17 protein-coding genes and 1 tRNA gene are annotated in these 16,623 nt (G+C 69.6%); 10 read left to right on the top strand and 8 right to left on the bottom strand.

Features of this window, described 5'->3' with window-relative positions; all coding sequences use genetic code 11:
- Nucleotides 1–24: 24 nt before the first annotated feature.
- From NS3_RS02495 to NS3_RS02480, 4 genes are all read right to left on the bottom strand, one after another.
- The gene (locus NS3_RS02495; protein WP_067852910.1) at nt 25–1,059 is read right to left on the bottom strand and encodes a PLP-dependent cysteine synthase family protein; all 1,035 of its coding nucleotides are present in this window, start codon (nt 1,057–1,059) and stop codon (nt 25–27) included.
- Nucleotides 1,060–1,159: 100 nt separating this feature from the next.
- On the bottom strand, nt 1,160–2,911 hold the full coding sequence (locus tag NS3_RS02490) for an alanine racemase (protein ID WP_245649441.1): 1,752 nt from the start codon (nt 2,909–2,911) through the stop codon (nt 1,160–1,162).
- Nucleotides 2,902–3,912 carry an ornithine cyclodeaminase family protein gene (locus tag NS3_RS02485; protein WP_174550426.1) on the bottom strand — a complete coding sequence of 337 codons (1,011 nt, stop codon included), beginning with the start codon at nt 3,910–3,912 and terminating at the stop codon, nt 2,902–2,904. The genes NS3_RS02490 and NS3_RS02485 overlap by 10 nt, the downstream gene beginning before the upstream one ends.
- Nucleotides 3,884–5,095: a TauD/TfdA family dioxygenase gene (locus NS3_RS02480; RefSeq protein ID WP_067852908.1), complete on the bottom strand. Its 1,212-nt coding sequence runs from the start codon at nt 5,093–5,095 to the stop codon at nt 3,884–3,886. The genes NS3_RS02485 and NS3_RS02480 overlap by 29 nt, the downstream gene beginning before the upstream one ends.
- A 232-nt stretch (nt 5,096–5,327) precedes the next feature.
- Here NS3_RS02480 and NS3_RS02475 point away from each other — a divergent pair, with 232 nt between their 5' ends.
- The 7 genes from NS3_RS02475 (at nt 5,328) to NS3_RS02445 (ending at nt 12,727) form a co-directional block, all read left to right on the top strand.
- The gene (locus tag NS3_RS02475) at nt 5,328–6,053 is read left to right on the top strand and encodes a lytic transglycosylase domain-containing protein (protein ID WP_373865273.1); all 726 of its coding nucleotides are present in this window, start codon (nt 5,328–5,330) and stop codon (nt 6,051–6,053) included.
- A 122-nt stretch (nt 6,054–6,175) separates the two neighbouring features.
- On the top strand, nt 6,176–7,462 hold the full coding sequence (eno, locus tag NS3_RS02470; RefSeq protein ID WP_067852906.1) for a phosphopyruvate hydratase: 1,287 nt from the start codon (nt 6,176–6,178) through the stop codon (nt 7,460–7,462).
- 15 nt (nt 7,463–7,477) lie between these two features.
- Nucleotides 7,478–8,140 (top strand): FtsB family cell division protein, encoded by a 663-nt coding sequence (locus NS3_RS02465; RefSeq protein ID WP_067852904.1) that lies wholly within the window; start codon nt 7,478–7,480, stop codon nt 8,138–8,140.
- Nucleotides 8,137–8,655: a DUF501 domain-containing protein gene (locus tag NS3_RS02460; RefSeq protein WP_067852902.1), complete on the top strand. Its 519-nt coding sequence runs from the start codon at nt 8,137–8,139 to the stop codon at nt 8,653–8,655. Before NS3_RS02465 ends, NS3_RS02460 begins: the two co-directional genes overlap by 4 nt.
- A 1-nt stretch (nt 8,656) precedes the next feature.
- On the top strand, nt 8,657–9,604 hold the full coding sequence (locus NS3_RS02455) for a Ppx/GppA phosphatase family protein (protein ID WP_067853492.1): 948 nt from the start codon (nt 8,657–8,659) through the stop codon (nt 9,602–9,604).
- A gap of 124 nt (nt 9,605–9,728) precedes the next feature.
- Entirely contained in the window at nt 9,729–11,195 is a 1,467-nt protein-coding gene (locus NS3_RS02450; protein WP_067852901.1) for a peptide MFS transporter, read from the top strand.
- Between the two features lie 17 nt (nt 11,196–11,212).
- Nucleotides 11,213–12,727: an amino acid permease gene (locus tag NS3_RS02445; protein WP_067852899.1), complete on the top strand. Its 1,515-nt coding sequence runs from the start codon at nt 11,213–11,215 to the stop codon at nt 12,725–12,727.
- Between the two features lie 155 nt (nt 12,728–12,882).
- On the opposite strand, the gene NS3_RS02440 is transcribed toward NS3_RS02445, so the two are convergent.
- Both NS3_RS02440 and NS3_RS02435 read right to left on the bottom strand, forming a co-directional pair.
- Nucleotides 12,883–13,308, bottom strand: coding sequence for a tautomerase family protein (locus NS3_RS02440; RefSeq protein ID WP_067852897.1), 426 nt, complete (start codon nt 13,306–13,308; stop codon nt 12,883–12,885).
- A 37-nt stretch (nt 13,309–13,345) separates the two neighbouring features.
- Nucleotides 13,346–14,047, bottom strand: coding sequence for an SDR family oxidoreductase (locus NS3_RS02435; RefSeq protein WP_067852895.1), 702 nt, complete (start codon nt 14,045–14,047; stop codon nt 13,346–13,348).
- Between the two features lie 93 nt (nt 14,048–14,140).
- Between NS3_RS02435 and NS3_RS02430 the strand changes: the two genes are divergently transcribed.
- Together NS3_RS02430 and NS3_RS02425 are read left to right on the top strand one after the other, a co-directional pair.
- A complete protein-coding gene (locus NS3_RS02430; RefSeq protein WP_218018186.1) occupies nt 14,141–14,677 on the top strand; it encodes a winged helix-turn-helix transcriptional regulator in 537 nt (178 codons plus the stop codon).
- Nucleotides 14,668–14,741 (top strand) — tRNA-Leu (locus tag NS3_RS02425). The genes NS3_RS02430 and NS3_RS02425 overlap by 10 nt, the downstream gene beginning before the upstream one ends.
- A 138-nt stretch (nt 14,742–14,879) precedes the next feature.
- Here the strand turns inward: NS3_RS02425 and NS3_RS28810 are convergent.
- Together NS3_RS28810 and NS3_RS02420 are read right to left on the bottom strand one after the other, a co-directional pair.
- Nucleotides 14,880–15,017 carry a hypothetical protein gene (locus NS3_RS28810; RefSeq protein WP_157101129.1) on the bottom strand — a complete coding sequence of 46 codons (138 nt, stop codon included), beginning with the start codon at nt 15,015–15,017 and terminating at the stop codon, nt 14,880–14,882.
- Entirely contained in the window at nt 15,014–15,262 is a 249-nt protein-coding gene (locus NS3_RS02420) for a hypothetical protein (protein WP_067852893.1), read from the bottom strand. Before NS3_RS02420 ends, NS3_RS28810 begins: the two co-directional genes overlap by 4 nt.
- Nucleotides 15,263–15,469: 207 nt before the next feature.
- Here NS3_RS02420 and NS3_RS02415 point away from each other — a divergent pair, with 207 nt between their 5' ends.
- Nucleotides 15,470–16,558, top strand: a complete 1,089-nt coding sequence (locus NS3_RS02415) for a helix-turn-helix domain-containing protein (protein ID WP_245649440.1) — start codon at nt 15,470–15,472, stop codon at nt 16,556–16,558.
- The last annotated feature ends 65 nt before the right edge of the window (nt 16,559–16,623 follow it).

Below are 16,623 nucleotides of genomic sequence, written 5' to 3'. Positions count from 1 at the left end.
CCGGATCCGGTTCTTCGCACTCGATCATCGGGCATCCGCCAGATCGGTGCGCCGGGTGGCGGGCGCGTACCGGCGCACCATGGCGCGCACCCGTTCCTCGGCGGCCGGATCGAGCAGTTCGCGCTCGCCCATCCAGCGGTCGTCGAAGACGGTGTCGAGGTATTTCTCGCCGCCGTCGCACACAATGGTGACCACCGTCGAACCGGGCGGGAACTGCTCGAGTCGTTCCAGGCCGACGAAGACCGAGCCGCCCGCCGAGCCGCCGATCATCAGGCCCAGCTCCGCGGCCACCGCGCGGGCGGTGGCGAAGGCGTCGACGTCGGAGACCTTCACGCCCTCGTCGAGCAGGGAGTAGTCCACGGCGGTGCCGATGGTGGCGCCCGGCGGAGTGCCGGTGCCGGATTGCCAGTACGGCCCGCCCGGCCCGCCGAAGGCGATCGAGCCCACCGGCTCCACGCCGATCACCCGCGCGGGGCAGCCCAGCTCGCGCAGCCGGGTCGCGGTGCCGAACAGCGAACCGCCGGTGCCGACCGCCGAGAGCAGGATGTCGACTCGCTCGACGTCCGCCAGCAATTCCTCGGCGACAGGGTAGTAGCCGACCGCGTTGGCGTCGTTGTTGTGCTGCTCGGTGAAGTAGGCCCCCGCCTGCCCGGCCACCATCGCCGCGGCCAGGTCCTCTCTGGCCGAGGTCGCCAGGTCGTCGTCGCCGTCGTCGGCGACGAATACCAGTTCCGCACCCATCGCTCGCATCGCGCGCAGTTTGTCCTTACAGGCGTGGTTGTCGACTACCGCGGTGAAGCGGTACCCACGTTCGGCGGCCACTACCGCCAGACCGAGCCCGGTGTTGCCGGACGTGGACTCGATGATATGCCCGCCAACTTCCAGCAACCCACGACGCTCCGCGTCGAGCACCATCTCGCGGGCCATCCGGATCTTGGCCGCGCCGGTCGGGTTGAACTGCTCGAGTTTGAGCAGCAATCGGGTGCCGGAGTCGGTGACGGCGAGTTCGAACAGGGGGGTGCGGCCGATCAGATCGGTCACGCGCGTGACGAGCGGCATGGCTGTCTCCTCGGGAACGGGGGCGGTCAGGGCGCGGCTGATCGGCGCGCGGGCATGACCGATGGGTCGTGGGTCGGCGGGGCGTGGGGGTGGGGCGCGCTCAGCGGGCGTCGAGAGCCCAGCGCAACCGGTCGCCGTCGGTCTCGTGCAGCACGACCTTCGGCGGGAGGGGGAGTTCGTGGAAAGCGGACTCGTTGGAGTCCATCTGGTAGCCGGCCGTATTCGGGTAGACCAGCAGGTCACCCGGCTCGGCGGGGCGCGGGAGCGGGATGCGCCGCCAGCTGACCATGTCCGATTCCAGGCAGCTCGACGCTCCGACGCTGGTCGGCGTCTCGCGCCCGTCCCGGCGGGGTGGCCACAGCAGCGGGTCGGGCAGGTATTCGCTGTCGAACCACTGCTCGGACAGGCTCAGGCTGGTGCCGTCCACGGTCAGCAGCCGGTAGGGACTGCCGTGCGCGTGACGGGTCTTGGCGCCGCGCACCCCGAAGACCGTGCTGCCCGCGTGCGCGAGCAACGCCCGGCCCGGCTCGACGGCCAAGCGGATGTCGTTGTCGCGCAACGCCTTCGCGAGATCGCCGTGGGCGGGATTGCCGTGGGCCAGATCGCCGTGGGCCGGTCCGTGGTGGGTCAGGATCGCCGTGAGCATGGCCGCGCCGGGGACCGGGAAGTGATACGGGTAATAGGAGGCGAAGGACTTGCCCGCGTGGAACCGGGTCGGCGCGGCCTGCGCGGTGAACTGTGACCACGCGTCGGCGGGCAGGTAGTCCACGCCGAAACCGCCGCCGATGGACAGTGTGGTGATGTCGTGGCCGAGTTCGCGCGCACGGACGCACCGATCGACCAGCTCGGCGGCGAACACGGCACGCGCCGCCGCGTCGTAGCCGGACAGGTGGAAGCTGAACCCTGTCAGGCGAACTGCCGTATCACCGGCGAGCCGCTCGACCGCCCGATCGAGTTCCTCCCCGGTCATCCCGAATCGACTGCTCGACCCGTCCGGCAACGCTCGCAGCAGTATCCGCGCCGCCGGGCCGGAGTTCAGCAGCCGATCCAGTTCGTCGAGCGCGTCTATCGCGATCAACGCGCCGTGCCGAGCCGCCAGCCACAGCAGCTCCGCCGACTTGGCGGGGCCGGTGACCATCAGCTCCTCACCGCGCACCCCCTGCGCCAGCGCCGCCGTCAGCTCCCCGACGCTGGACACGTCGACACCGGCGCCCTGCTCCGCGCACGCCCGCGCGACACACGCCGCCTTGTTGGCCTTCTTGCCGTAGTAGACGACGCCGTCCACACCCGCTCGGTCGAAGGCTCGCTGGAACTCGGCGATATTGCGCCGCACCCGCGCCGGATACATCAGGTGGAAGGGGGTGCCGACCGCGAAAGCGATGTCGCCCAGCAGATCCGGGTCCGCCAGCACCCGCTCCTCCCACGGGTCCAGATACGCGGGCATCGGAGCTGCCGTGATCGCCGCCTCGCCCTGCGCAACCACTCCCTCGGCAGAGGTACCGGGCACGCCAACCTCGCCACTGTCCGGTGCGTCCGCGGCCTGCGGCTCGGCGACCGGTGTATCGACGGGGTGCGCGACCTCTTCGGCCGCGCTGCCCGCGGATTCGCCGACCGGGGCGTCGGTCGGCTGCGGGGTGGAGGCGGGCATCGGCCACCCCGGGATCGGCAGCGGTTCGGTCATGTCGGGCAACGGCTCCGGTTCCGGAGCGGGAGCAGGCGGGTCGTCGTGCGTGTCCGGCGGCGGGGCCACCCGCTGGGCCGGGTCGACCTCGAAGAGGACCATGTCCTCGGTGACCTCGAAGAGGACCATGTCCTCGGTGGCGGCGAGGTCGACGGCGGTCTCTAGTCCCACAGCGCGACCTCCGTGCCGCGCCCCTGGGAGATGGCGAGTTCGGCGAGGGCGTGCGCGACGGCGATGTCGGTGAGCACCAGGCCGCTGTTGTAGACGAAGATCTTCTCCTCGTCGGAGCGTCGGCCGACCGCGCGCCGGTCGAGGATGCGCGCCAGTTCGGCGTCGACGTCGCGCAGCCTGCCGTCCGGCCCGGCCATGTCGGTGCCGGTCAGGCGCATCTGCTCGGCGCTGGTGGCGATCACCCGGTCGGCGCCGGCCAGTGCCGAGGGCGCGAGCCCGTAGCCGACCAGCACGGCGGTCGATCCGGGCGCGAGATCATCGGCCTCGAGGGCGACTTCGGTTCCCGGCCCGGCCGTGGCCAGCACCACGTCCGCGCCCGCGGCGGCCGCCCGCGGATCGTCGACGGTCTCGAGCACCGCGTGCCGGTCGTATTCGGCCAGTTGACGATGCACCGCCGCGAGTCCTTCGGGGTGCGTGCCGTACACCATGAGTTTGCGCAGTTGCGGATTCGCCGCCAGCAGGTGCGGCAGCGCGTTGCGGCCCTGCGTTCCGGTGCCGATCAGCAGCACGCTCTCGGCGCCGCGTCGGACGGTCTCGCGCACCAGCAGCGCCGACACCGCGGGCGTGCGCAACGCGCCGACGCGCGCGCAGTCCATCATGGCGATGGGCGCGCCGGTGGTGTCGTCGTAGAGAGTGATGGTCGTGTAGTAGCGCTTGGTGCTGCGGTCGTGGCCCGGATCGAACTTGTAGCTGGTCTTCATGGCGACCACCCGTCGCCTGCCGTCGCGGCCGAGCATGGCGTAGGCGACCGACCAGCCGTCCGGATTCGCCACGCTCAACTTGCGTGGGTTGTCCGAATCGCCCGCCGCGAAAGCCAGATACGCGTCCTCGACGGCGCGGACCACCTCGCCCGGAGTGATCGGCACATCGGCCAGATCGCTGCGGCTGAGCACGCGCAGGGGCGTGCTTCGGTCACGAGTGTTCACGGCGTCCTCGTCCATCAGGTGTCGTTTCCCGCTCTGCTACCGCTCGGCCTGTTCGTGCCCCGAACGGGGCTCGTCCGAACGGGGCCCGTCCGAACGGGGCTCGTCCGAACGGGGCTCGTCCGAACGGGGCAACGGTGTGCTGCCCGTACCCATTCTCGTCGGCTTCGGCCCTGCGACGCTTGCGATCCGGCACGCGGATGTTGACCCGCTTGAGCCAGCGGTCGGTGCCGTCGTATCGCGCGGTGAACGGTACCCGGCCGTGGACGGCGACGTCGTTGTCCACCAGCAGGAGTTCGCCCGGCGCCAGCACGACGGTGACGCAGACCCGTTCCAGCTCCGCGCCCAAGCGGGCGTAGGCGCCGCGGAAGGCCGGGCACGCGTTGTCGAGCGGTGTGTAGGCGGGATCGTAGCGCAGCGTGGGATGCGTTGTGTCCGTGCCGTTCCCGGCATCGTTCCACAGTGTCGGCAGGGGCGGGGCGGCGTAGCCGAGGTGGGCGTCGCCGTAGGAGACGTCCGGCAGGATCGGCACCGTCGGTGTGCCGAGCAGCGCCCGGTCCGTCGCGTCGAGATCGACCCGGAGAACCGAGGACACGGTGGTGCCGACCGCATCGGGATTGCGCAGGCACGCCAGCATGAGCAGATTCGCCCGATCCGGGTGGAAGGCGTCCTCGGTGTGCGGGCTGAGCAGGGTCGTGCTGCTGGCCCCCGACTGCTCGAGTTCGTGACCGGGGGTGGGCAGGATGTTGTTGACCAACCGGCCCGCCTGCTGTCCCGCCCAGCCGAACGGTTCGCCCACGCACCGGGCCAGCAGCAGCACCGCGATATCCAGGTTCAGCGATTCCCGGTGTCCCGGTCCACCCGCCTGCCGGGCGGCATCGCGCCAATTGTCCGGCGTGGCACCCAATGTCGCGTCGGACACCGGTAGTGTGCCGAGGATCGCCGCCCCGGCCGAGCCCTCGGGTGGGCGGACCGCGGCGCGCACATCCCCCGGCAGTTCGCCGACGCGTTGGTCCACCAGGTCGATCAGTGCCGGATCGGTGAGCGTCCGGCTGCACTCGGCGGGTTCGGATAATCGGGTCAGTGTGTCGGAGATCTCAGCGGCCAGCGCGCGCACGGCGCGCGCGGCGGCGGGGGCGAGCTCGCGTCGTTCGATGTCCAGCGGGTGAAGCGTCTTACGTTCGGGGAGAACGCTTTTCACCTGGGGTTCCCTTCTTCGCATCGGGTCGAAAAGCGGTGGGGGCGAACGGAATGCGAAGTTAGTCGGTCACTTCTGCTTAAGCAAGCCTTACCTAATAATGTCGCCGGAAAATAGCGAAATTGTATGAAAGGCTAGAGCCTTCGGCGGTCTCGGGGCGTCATCGACCGGGCCCGCCGAAGGATGTGCGATCGCGCGGCACGGCGTCCGTCGCCGAAATCGGCATTATTGAGAGGTGTTGTCGAAGAATTCCGGCGGTCTGATCGTCACAGCCGCGCTGGTGGCCGCCGTGGTCACCGGATGTGGGGTGGGCCGGCCGCCGATCCCGGAGGGCATCCCGCCAGGGCCGGGTACGCCGCTGCCCGTCATCGACGTGGACGCGCCGGGGCGCGCCGCGCTGCAACTGCGCTCCTGGGCCGAGGAACAGTCCGGCGCGCTGAGCATCCCGACCGTCGCGCTGGAGGCCTACGGTTACGCCGCCGCGGTCATGGCCGCCTCCCGGCCGGCCTGCGGCATCGCCTGGACCACGTTGGCAGGCATCGCCAGCGTGGAGAGCAAACACGGCACCCACCGCGACGCCGACCTCCACGACGACGGCGTGGTGCGCCCGCCGATCATCGGCATCGCTCTGGACGGCGCCCCCGGCGTGGCGACCATCACCGACACCGACGGCGGCACGCTCGACGGCGACTCCGTGCACGACCGGGCCGTCGGGCCGCTGCAGTTCATCCCGGAGACCTGGCAGCGCTGGGCCGTCGACGCCAACGGCGACGGCGTGCTCGATCCCCAGAGCATCGACGACGCCGCCCTGACCGCCGCCCGCTATCTGTGCGTCAGCGGCGGCGACCTCACCTCGCGGGGCGGCTGGCAACAGGCGGTGCTCACCTACAACCAGTCGACCAGCTACCTGAACACCGTCCGCCACCGCGCCGCGGCCTACAGCGTCGGCCGCCGCGTGTGAGCTCGCGCGAGCGGCGCTCGGAGTGCCGGTTACCTCGTGGGCGGCCGGGACGCTAGGCTCGGCACCGCACGGCTCAACCCCGTCAGACCCACCGTGCCAGCAGCCGAAGGAGAGTCGTTTTCGTGGCCATCATCGAACAGGTCGGAGCGCGCGAAATCCTGGATTCCCGCGGAAATCCCACCGTCGAGGTCGAGATCGCCCTCGACGACGGCACCCTGACCAGGGCCGCGGTGCCGTCCGGCGCCTCCACCGGCGAGCACGAGGCCGTCGAGCTGCGTGACGGCGGCGACCGGTACCTGGGCAAGGGTGTGCTCAAGGCCGTCGAGGGTGTCCTCGACGAGATCGCCCCTGCCGTCATCGGCCTGGACGCGGTCGAACAGCGCACCGTCGACCAGGTTCTGCTCGACCTCGACGGCACCCCGGACAAGTCGCGCTTGGGCGCCAACGCTCTGCTCGGCGTCTCGCTCGCGGTGGCGCGCGCTGCCGCGGAGTCCTCGGGCCTGGAGCTGTTCCGCTACCTGGGTGGGCCGAACGCCCACGTGCTTCCCGTCCCGATGATGAACATCCTCAACGGTGGCGCGCACGCCGACACCGGTGTCGACGTCCAGGAGTTCATGGTCGCGCCCATCGGCGCGCCGACCTTCAAGGAGTCGCTGCGCTGGGGCGCGGAGGTCTATCACGCGCTGAAGGCTGTGTTGAAGTCGAAGGGCCTGTCCACCGGCCTGGGCGACGAGGGCGGCTTCGCTCCCGACGTGGCGGGCACCCGTGAGGCGCTCGACCTGATCGGCGAGGCGATCGCCAAGACCGGTCTGAAGCTGGGCACCGATGTCGCGCTGGCGCTCGACGTCGCCGCCACCGAGTTCTACACCTCGGGCAGCGGCTACAAGTTCGAGGGCACCATCCGTTCCGCCGAGGAGATGGCGCAGTTCTACGCCGAACTGCTCACCGCCTACCCGCTGGTCTCCATCGAGGATCCGCTGTCGGAGGACGACTGGGACGGCTGGGTCGCGCTCACCGATCAGATCGGCGACAAGATCCAGCTGGTCGGCGACGATCTGTTCGTCACCAACCCCGAGCGCCTCGAGGACGGCATCGCCAAGGGCGCGGCCAACGCCCTGCTGGTGAAGGTCAACCAGATCGGCACCCTGACCGAGACCCTCGACGCCGTCGAACTCGCGCACCGCAGCGGCTACAAGACGATGATGTCGCACCGTTCCGGCGAGACCGAGGACACCACCATCGCCGACTTGGCCGTGGCGGTGGGCAGCGGTCAGATCAAGACCGGTGCGCCCGCTCGCTCCGAGCGCGTCGCCAAGTACAACCAGCTGCTGCGGATCGAGGACGCGCTGGGCGATTCCGCCCGATACGCCGGGGACGTCGCGTTCCCGCGGTTCGTGTTCGAAGGGTAAGGACCGGGAAGTTTCATGACGGAGCGACGTGCGCGCGGGAGCAGCCCGGCAGGGCGCGGTGACCGCCGCACGTCGCGTTCCGCCCGTTCCCGTCCCCGCCCGGACGCCGACGCCGCGGCTCGTCCGGCCGCCGCGCGCCCCCGCAAACGCGTCGAGTCCGGGGACAAACTGCGCGCCGAACCCCGCAAGATCGCCGCGCGCCGTGCCGCGGACAAACAGGAACACACGATCCTGGGATTGTCCCGCGGCAAGGCGATCATCCTCGCGATGGTCGTGTGCGCGCTGGCGTTGACCTTGTCGGTGCCGATGCGCACCTATTTCAGCCAGCGTGCCGAGGCCACCCAACTGGCCCAGGAACGCCGCGAGCTCGAAGCCGATCTGGCACGCCTGCGCGATCGCCGTGCGCAGCAGCGGGATCCGGCCTTCATCCGCGCCGAGGCCAAGGACCGGCTGCGCCTGGTGATGCCCGGGGAGACCCCCTACATCGTGCAGGTGCCCGGCATCGAGGCCCCGCCGCGGCCGTCGGGGCCGACCCGGTCCAAGACCCCGGACCCCTGGTACACCGACCTCTGGCACACCATCGCCGAGCCGCCGCCCGCCGCGCCTGCTCCAGAATCTCCCGACCCGGCGGCCGGATCCGTTCCGCCGCCCCCGCCCGCTCCGGAAGGACCACGGTGAGCGCACCGACCGACCGAGACCTCGAGATCGTCGCCGAGCAGCTCGGCCGCGCCCCCCGAGGCGTGCTCGCCATCGCCTACCGCACCCCGGACGGGGTGCCCGCCGTGGTCAAGACCGCGCCCCGGCTGCCCGACGGCACCCCCTTCCCGACCCTGTACTACCTGACCGATCCGCGCCTGACGGCCGAGGCGAGCAGGCAGGAGTCGGCCGGCGTCATGCGGGAGATGACCGAACGCCTCGCCACCGACCCCGAACTGGCCGCCGCCTACCGCGCCGCGCACGAGAGCTACCTGGCCGAGCGCGACGAGATCGAATCGCTCGGAACGGATTTCACCGGCGGCGGCATGCCCGAACGGGTCAAGTGCCTGCACGTGCTCATCGCGCATTCGCTGGCCAAGGGGCCGGGGGTGAATCCGCTGGGCGACGAGTCGGTCGCGCTGGCCGCCGCGCACGGTATGCGCGGCACCGTCGTTCCGGCAGACTGGCCGGAGTACTCACGCGAGGATGGAGCCTGAGATGTCGAACAGGGTGGCCGCGGTCGATTGCGGCACGAACTCCATCCGGTTGCTGATCGCCGACGTGCGGCCCGACGGCCGCCTCACCGACGTGCACCGGGAGATGCGGATCGTGCGCCTCGGCCAGGGCGTGGACGCGAACGGCGCGTTCGCCGCCGAAGCCATCGAGCGCACCCGCGCCGCGCTGGCCGACTACGTCGACACGATGGTCGACACCGGGGTCACCCGGGTGCGCATGGTCGCCACCTCCGCCACCCGTGACGCCGCCAATCGCGAGGATTTCTTCGCCATGGCCCGCGCCGAGCTGGGTCGGGCGGTGCCCGGCGCCGAAGCCGAGGTCATCACCGGCGACGAAGAGGCCAGGCTGTCGTTCACCGGGGCCATCGGCGAATTGTCCGGCAGCGCGGGCCCGTTCGTGGTCGTCGACCTCGGCGGCGGCTCCACCGAGCTGGTGTTCGGCGACGCCGACGGCGTCCGGTTCGCCGTCTCCTGCGACATCGGCTGCGTCCGCATCACCGAACGCTGCCTGCACGACGACCCGCCCACCGCCGAGCAACTCGTGGCGGGCCGGGAATTCGCCGGCGAGCGACTGGCGAAGGCCTTCGAGACCATCCCGCTCGAGCGCGCCCACACGTGGGTCGGCGTGGCGGGCACCATGACCACCCTCGCCGCGGTCGCCCTCGAATTGCCCGAATACGACGCCGAGCGCGTCCATCTCGCCGAGCTGCCGCTGGACAAGGTGCACGAGACCTGCCGTCGCCTGGTCTCGCTCAGCCATGACGAGCGCGCGGCACTGGGGCCTGTTCATCCCGGCCGGGTCGATGTCATCGGCGGCGGCGCGGTGATCACCGAACTGCTCGCCGACGAACTGTCCCGCCGGGCGGGCATCGGCGCGCTGACCGTCAGCGAACACGACATTCTCGACGGCATCGCGCTGTCGATCGCCTGAATCACACCGGTGCCCGCGGGCACCGAATCCGGCGCCGACCGGGAACCGCCCTACCACACACGTGCTCTCCCACTTACGGCGTGGTGATCACTGGCCGGTAGCTGGCATGTGAAATCGTCGATCCATGTCTGCAGTCGTCCGATCCGATGTGGTGGTGCCGACGCGAACGTTGTTCGGGCACCCGGTCGGGCTGGCCAACCTGTTCGGTGTCGAGCTGTGGGAGCGGTTCTCCTTCTACGGCATGCTCACCATCCTGGGCTACTACCTGTACTACTCGGTGACCGACGGCGGTCTCGGGATGGAACAGGACACCGCCGTCGGCATCGTCGGCGCCTACGGCGGTCTGGTCTACCTGTCCACCGTGCTCGGCGGCTGGATAGCCGACCGGCTGCTGGGTATGGAACGCACCGTCTTCTACGGTGGCGTCGTCGTGGTCGCCGGTCACGTCGCGCTGGCGGTGCTGCCCGGCCTGTCCGGTGTCGGCGTCGGTCTGACGCTGGTCGCCCTCGGCAGCGGCGCCCTCAAGGCCAACGCCTCCTCCCTGCTCGGCACCCTCTACACCCCCGGAGACGCCCGCATCGACGGCGGCTTCACCCTCTTCTATCTCGGCATCAATCTCGGCGCGTTCATCGGCCCGCTGCTCACCGGCCTGCTGCAGACCCACCTGGGCTTCCACTACGGATTCGGCGCCGCCGCCATCGGTATGACCCTCGGCCTGACCCAGTACGCGATCTTCCGCCGCAATCTGGGCACCGCGGGCCGGGAGGTGCCCAATCCGATGCCGCGGCGTCAGTTCGTCCCCATCATGGGCGCGCTGGCCGCGGCCACGGCGGTCGCCGTCGCGGCCTGGTCGATCGGCGTGGTCTCCCTCGCGAATCTGGCCGAGGTGACCACCGGCGTCATCGTGGCGGTCTCGATCGTCTACTTCGTCGTCATGCTGCGCAGCCCGACCGTCACCGCGCGCGAACGCAGCCGGGTGCGCGCGTTCCTGCCGCTGTTCGTCGCCAATGCCGTGTTCTGGTCGTTGTTCCAGCAGATCTTCACCGTGTTCGCCGTGTACTCCGACGAGCGGATGAACTGGAACATCTTCGGCTGGACCGCCCCGAGCAGCTGGATCGGCTCGGTGGAGCCGGTGTGGATCATCGTGTTGTCGCCGTTGTTCGCGCTGATGTGGACGCGCCTGGGTAACCGCGCCCCGAGCACCCCGAACAAATTCGCGCTGGGGGTGATGGGGATGGGCGCGGCCTTCCTGTTGTTCGTGCCGCTGGCCGGATTCGCCGACGGCGCGGTGCCCGCGCTGCTCGTGTTCGTGGTCATGGGCGGATTCGCGGTCTCGGAACTGCTGTTGTCGCCGATCGGGCTCGCGGTCACCACCCAGCTGGCGCCCGAGGCGTTCCGGGCTCAGATGATGGCTTTGTATTTCTTCTCGGTGGGTATCGGTACTTCTATGTCCGGCGTACTGGCCCGTTTCTACGATCCCGCCCACGAGGTCGCCTACTTCGGCGTCATCGGCGCGGTCGCGATCGGGGTCGGGGCGCTTGTGGCCGCCGTGGGTCCGTGGATCAGCCGCGCGATGGCCGGCGTCCATTAGCAGTGAGGAGTGAGTTGATGTCGATCACCAACAACGGCGGTGCAGCCAATCGGCTGCGCGTGAAATCGGTGGAGCAGTCGATCCGCGACAGCGACGAGCCCGACTCCAAACTGCGCAAAGACCTCACCGCCTGGGATCTGACCATCTTCGGCGTCGCCGTCGTCGTCGGCGCGGGTATCTTCACCCTCACCGCCCGCACCGCGGGCAACGTCGCGGGCCCCTCGGTGTCGCTGGCCTTCGTCTTCGCGGCTGTCGCCTGCGGTCTGACCGCCCTCTGCTACGCCGAATTCGCCTCCACCGTCCCGGTGGCAGGCAGCGCCTACACCTTCTCCTACGCCACCTTCGGCGAATTCGTGGCATGGATCATCGGCTGGGACCTGATCCTGGAATTCGCGCTCGCCGTCTCCGTGGTCGCCAAGGGCTGGTCGCAGTACCTCGGCTCGGTCCTCGGCGGCATATCGACCACCGTCTCCCTCGGCGGCATCCGCTTCGACTGGGGCGCCGTGCTTCTCATCGCCGTGCTGTGCGTGCTGCTGGCTATCGGCACCAAGATCTCCTCGCGGGTCTCGGCCATCGCCGTGGCCATCAAGCTGGGCGTGATCGCCCTGGTCATCGCGGTCGGTCTGGCCTACTTCGACATCGGCAACCTCTCGCCCTACATCCCGCCGTCGGAGACGGGCGAGGGCGACACCGGCATCCACCAGTCGTTGTTCTCCTGGCTGACCGGCGCGGGTAACAGCACCTTCGGCTGGTACGGCCTGCTCGCCGCGGCCAGCCTGGTCTTCTTCGCCTTCATCGGCTTCGACGTCGTGGCCACCACCGCCGAGGAGACCAAGAACCCGCAGCGCGACATCCCCCGCGGCATCCTCGGTTCGCTGGCCATCGTCACCGTGCTCTACGTCGCCGTCGCCCTGATCCTCACCGGCATGGTGTCCTACAAGGAACTCCAGGGCACCGACGCGACCCTGGCCACCGCCTTCGCCCTGAACGGCGTCACCTGGGCCGAGAAGATCATCTCCGTCGGCGCCCTGGCCGGCCTCACCACCGTCGTCATGGTCCTCTACCTCGGCCAGACCCGCGTGCTGTTCGCCATGTCCCGCGACGGCCTGCTCCCGCGCAAGCTTGCCCACACGGGTAGGCATGGCACCCCCGTCCGCCTGACGGTCATCGTCGGCATCGCCTGCGCCGTCCTCGCCGGTTTCGTCGACATGGGCGCCCTCGAGGAAATGGTCAATATCGGCACCCTGTTCGCCTTCGTCCTCGTCGCCGTCGGGGTGATCATCCTGCGTCGCACCCGCCCCGATCTGCCCCGCGGCTTCCGCGTCCCCTGGGTGCCCGTCGTCCCGGTTCTGGCGGTGCTGGCGTGCCTGTGGCTGATGGTCAACCTCTCCATCGAGACCTGGATCCGCTTCGTCGTCTGGATGGCGCTCGGCCTGCTGGTCTACTTCGTCTACAGTCGCCGCCACTCGCTGCTCGGCAAGCAGCTGTCGGCGACCACCGCCGACGTGGAGCTCCGCAACGACCCTGCCTGACGTCCGGCTGACATCGAGGCGCGGGCTCCACGCCGCGCCGATCATTCAGCAGGGGCGACGCTCGGCAGGGCGATATCCGACAGCACCGAGGATCTGATCGTCGGCATGGTCCGGGCCGAGGTGTCGATCGACATCGCCGCCGAAGCCGCCGAGGTTCAGTAGGGCGAGGCAGCGTTGTGTCGCACCCAGTTCAGCTCGGCCTCGGAACCGCCCGGCGGCGGCGCGATCCCGTTGATCATCCACATGTCGGCGCTGGTCTCGTCGACGTGGAACTCCCAGTGCAGCCCTGTGCGCCCGGTGAGGTGGGGCCGAAGCATGCGGTTGATCCAGCGGGCGGTCTGCTTGCGCGACTGCTGGTCGGGCGCGGCCCGGGCGATGTGGTCGATGACGATCCGGACGCCGACCTCGGTCGGTTCGCCGCCGACGAAGAAGTCCGTCGGCCTGGTCTCCTGGAACAGCGTGATCACGTAGAACCGGGGGAGCCCGACCTGCTCGTAGTGGTCGGTGATATGCGCGGCGAGCGCGTGCTTCTCCGCGCCGGTGAAGATGCCGGGCGTGTGGTGGAAGGTCCACAAAGGCATGGCGGTTCGTTCTCCTTCGATCGATGCAGGATGTGGTTCAGCCGGCGGAGGCGAAGGTCAGCCGTTCGACCGGCCCGCCCAGCGCCGCTTTGACAGCGACGGTGACGTCGTCGGCGAGCACTTCGCTCTCGCCCGCTTCGAGACCGTCGAGGATGCGCGCGGCGATCTCGGCGGGCGTGGCCTTGGGCCGGGGGATTGCGGCCACCATCTCGGTGTCGATGAACCCCGCGTGCACACCGACCACCTGCGTGTTCTGCCGTGCCAGCTCGAGACGCAGCGAATTCGTCATCGACCACGCCGCCGCTTTGGACGCACCGTAGGCCCCGCTTCCGGCCAGCCAGGACAGCACGGAATGCATGTTCACCAGCGCGCCTCCACCGTTGGCGGCCAGGATCGGCGCGAACGCCCGCGCCACCCGCAGCGGTCCGAGCGTGTTGACCTCGAAGGTCTCGGTGATGCCGTCGAGATCGCCGCTCAGCAATGCCTCGGGCACCAGCACGCCCGCGTTGTTGAACACGATCTCGGCATCGCCCGCCCGCGCCGCGAGCGCCGCCACCGATTCCGCCGAGCGGACCTCGAGCTCGGCGGTGATCACTTCCGGCCGTTCGTCGGCGAACCCCGAGCGCGCCGTGGAGTACACCTTCCGTGCTCCGCGCGCCAGCAACTCCTCGACCAGCGCCGCGCCGAGCCCGCGCCGCCCGCCGGTCACCACGGCCACCTTGCCCGCTACTTCGACCATCTCTGTCCTCCATCTGGGTAATGATGTCGTTAGTTAGATGAGAGCATGGCACGCATGGCTAACGCAACCGTTAGTTAGAATGTCCGCATGGCGATGGAGTTCGAAGAGCGCTTGCGTGACCGGGGTGCCTGGTCGATCGGCGACGGTTGTTCGGCCGAGCGCGCGCTGGAACTGCTGAGCACCAAGACCGTGTTCCTCGTTGTTCGCGAATTCTTCTACGGGACAACGCGGTTCGAGGATTTCGTCACCCGTGTCGGCACATCCGCTCCAGCCATCTCCCGGGCGCTCAAACAGCTGGAATCCGCGGGGATCGTCACCCGCGTGCCCTATCGGGAACCGGGCAGCCGCGCCCGCCAGGAGTACCGGTTGACCGAGGCGGGCGACGACCTCCTGCCGGTCTTCCTGTCGCTGATGCAGTGGGGAGACAAGCACCTCCAGGACGGCCGCCCGCCGTTGTCGTTCGTCGAAACCGGCACCGGACGTCCCGTCCGCGTCCGCGTCACCGCCGACCCGGTCGCCGACGCCGAGCCCGAGCGGATCGAGATCCGGCTGAACCCGGATCGACGGCAGGACCGTGCCCGATCTCAGGACGCTCGTACGGCTGGGTACTCTGACCCCACGCCCCTATAGCCCAATTGGCAGAGGCAGCGGACTTAAAATCCGCACAGTGTCGGTTCGAGTCCGACTGGGGGCACCGGAGAACAGGTGCTGCCTTCGCTGACGAAAACCGCGACCGGTCGGCCTCGCGTCGGCGGGCCGCCGATCCCGTATTTTCCTGCCCGCCGTAGCCACGAGCTGGGGTTTCGGCATGCCCAGACCCCGCCGGCGGACCTCAGTCGTAGTCGGACGGCCAGAAGATCATGGCTGCGACGACCGCGAGAGGTAGCGCGATCACGAAGGCGAGTCCGATGTCCGTCCCGGTCACCGGCGCACCCCGCTCAATGGTGACCAGCGGCCGAACGATGCTCATGGCGCGGCGCATTCGACGTCGGCGCGCGACATCAGGCGGTCCAATGTCACGACGTCGATGTGGGCCGACGACGACAACAGGACCACCTCGGCTCCGGCCGCCTCGACCTGCTCGACCAGTCCGAGGGCGGAAGCGGGATCGGCCCACCGAAGCGGATACCCCAACCGGCGTGCCAACCGGCGTATCTGCGCGGTATCCCATTGCGGTGTCGGCGAGCACGGGTCTATCCATCCGAGCGCGTTCATCCCCTGCCTTCCCCTGGCGTTGTTGGTGACACCCGCCGCCGAGGAGCGCCGCGCTCGACCCGGCGGCGGGTGTTGCGGCCCAGCGTCGCGGGAATCGTTGTCGGGGAGTGACAGTCGAGTGACAGAGCCGGGATGACCAGGCGTAACTCGGTTAGGCTCGATGTGTACCAACGTGAGAGACCGCCCCCGAACATCGGAGATTCCGCGGTGACTACCACAGGGGACCGCATCGCCGGCCTGCGCAAGCTCGCCGGCCTGAAGCAGGTGCAGCTCGCGCAGCGCGCGAAATACAGCGTCTCGATAGTGCGCGCTGTCGAACAGAACCGGGAACCGGCCTCACCGGGATTCGTCGCCGCGGTCGCCGCGGTCCTCGGAGTCGAACCGGAGTATCTGACCGGAGCCCCGTACTACGACATCATCGAGGAAGGTGGCCCACTCGACGGTCTGGCCGAACTGCGCGCCCTGCTCGCCGAGGGGCCGTATGTGCGCGGTGTCGAGCCGCCCCTCCTGGCCGAACTCGCCGCCGAGATGGCCGCAGTGGACACGGCTTACCGCAACGACAAGGGCCGCCTGGCTCTCGCCCGCCTGCCGGTGCTGTTGCGTCAGCTCTACGGCGCACTGCACGCCGCGAGCGACGACGACCGCGGCAAGGTCGCTTCACTGTTGTCGGCCGCATACGTCACCGCGGAACGGCTGTACTCGGCACAAGCCAAGATCAAGCGCGCGCGAATCCTGATGTATCACAACGGAACGGACACCGGCCTAGCTCTGGTGGAGAACGCGCTCGACGACGTCGAAGGCGACAGCGAAGCCGCGAACGCGGTACGCGGCTACGGTCACCTGTGCGGCGCGATCGTCGCCGCCCGCGGCTGTCGGCCCGACACCGCGGCCGAGCACATCGAGCACGCGCGCCGGATCGCCCCGGCGATGCCCGGTGAGTCCGACCTCTACGGCACCCTGTTCGGCCCCGGAAACGTCGGCATCCATGCGTGCGCCGTCGCGCTCGAATCCGGCGACCCCGACCGCGCGGCGCGCGAAGGCTCGGCGCTGTTGCTGCCCGCGGGCATCGCACCACCGCGCGCAGGCCACCACTGGCAGGACGTGGCGCGCGCCTGGGTTCTCGTCGGCCAGCCGGACAAGGCGCTACGCGCGCTCAACGCCGCGCGCGCCGTGGCGCCGCAGCAGACCCGACTCCACCCGTCCGTCCGTGAGACCCTGCACGCGGTCGCAGCGGCCGAGCGGCGGCGCACCGACAGCCTCGCGAGCTTCGCTCGGTGGGTGAACGTCAAGATCTGACGACCGCGACTTGCAGACAGTAGCCTGAACATTCCCGGTGCTGACGTGCCTGAATCAAGCCGGAC

The sequence above is a fragment of the Nocardia shimofusensis NBRC 100134 genome (genome assembly GCF_001613125.1).
Lineage (GTDB): Bacteria > Actinomycetota > Actinomycetes > Mycobacteriales > Mycobacteriaceae > Nocardia > Nocardia shimofusensis.
This window is presented reverse-complemented; position numbering and strand designations above follow the sequence as displayed.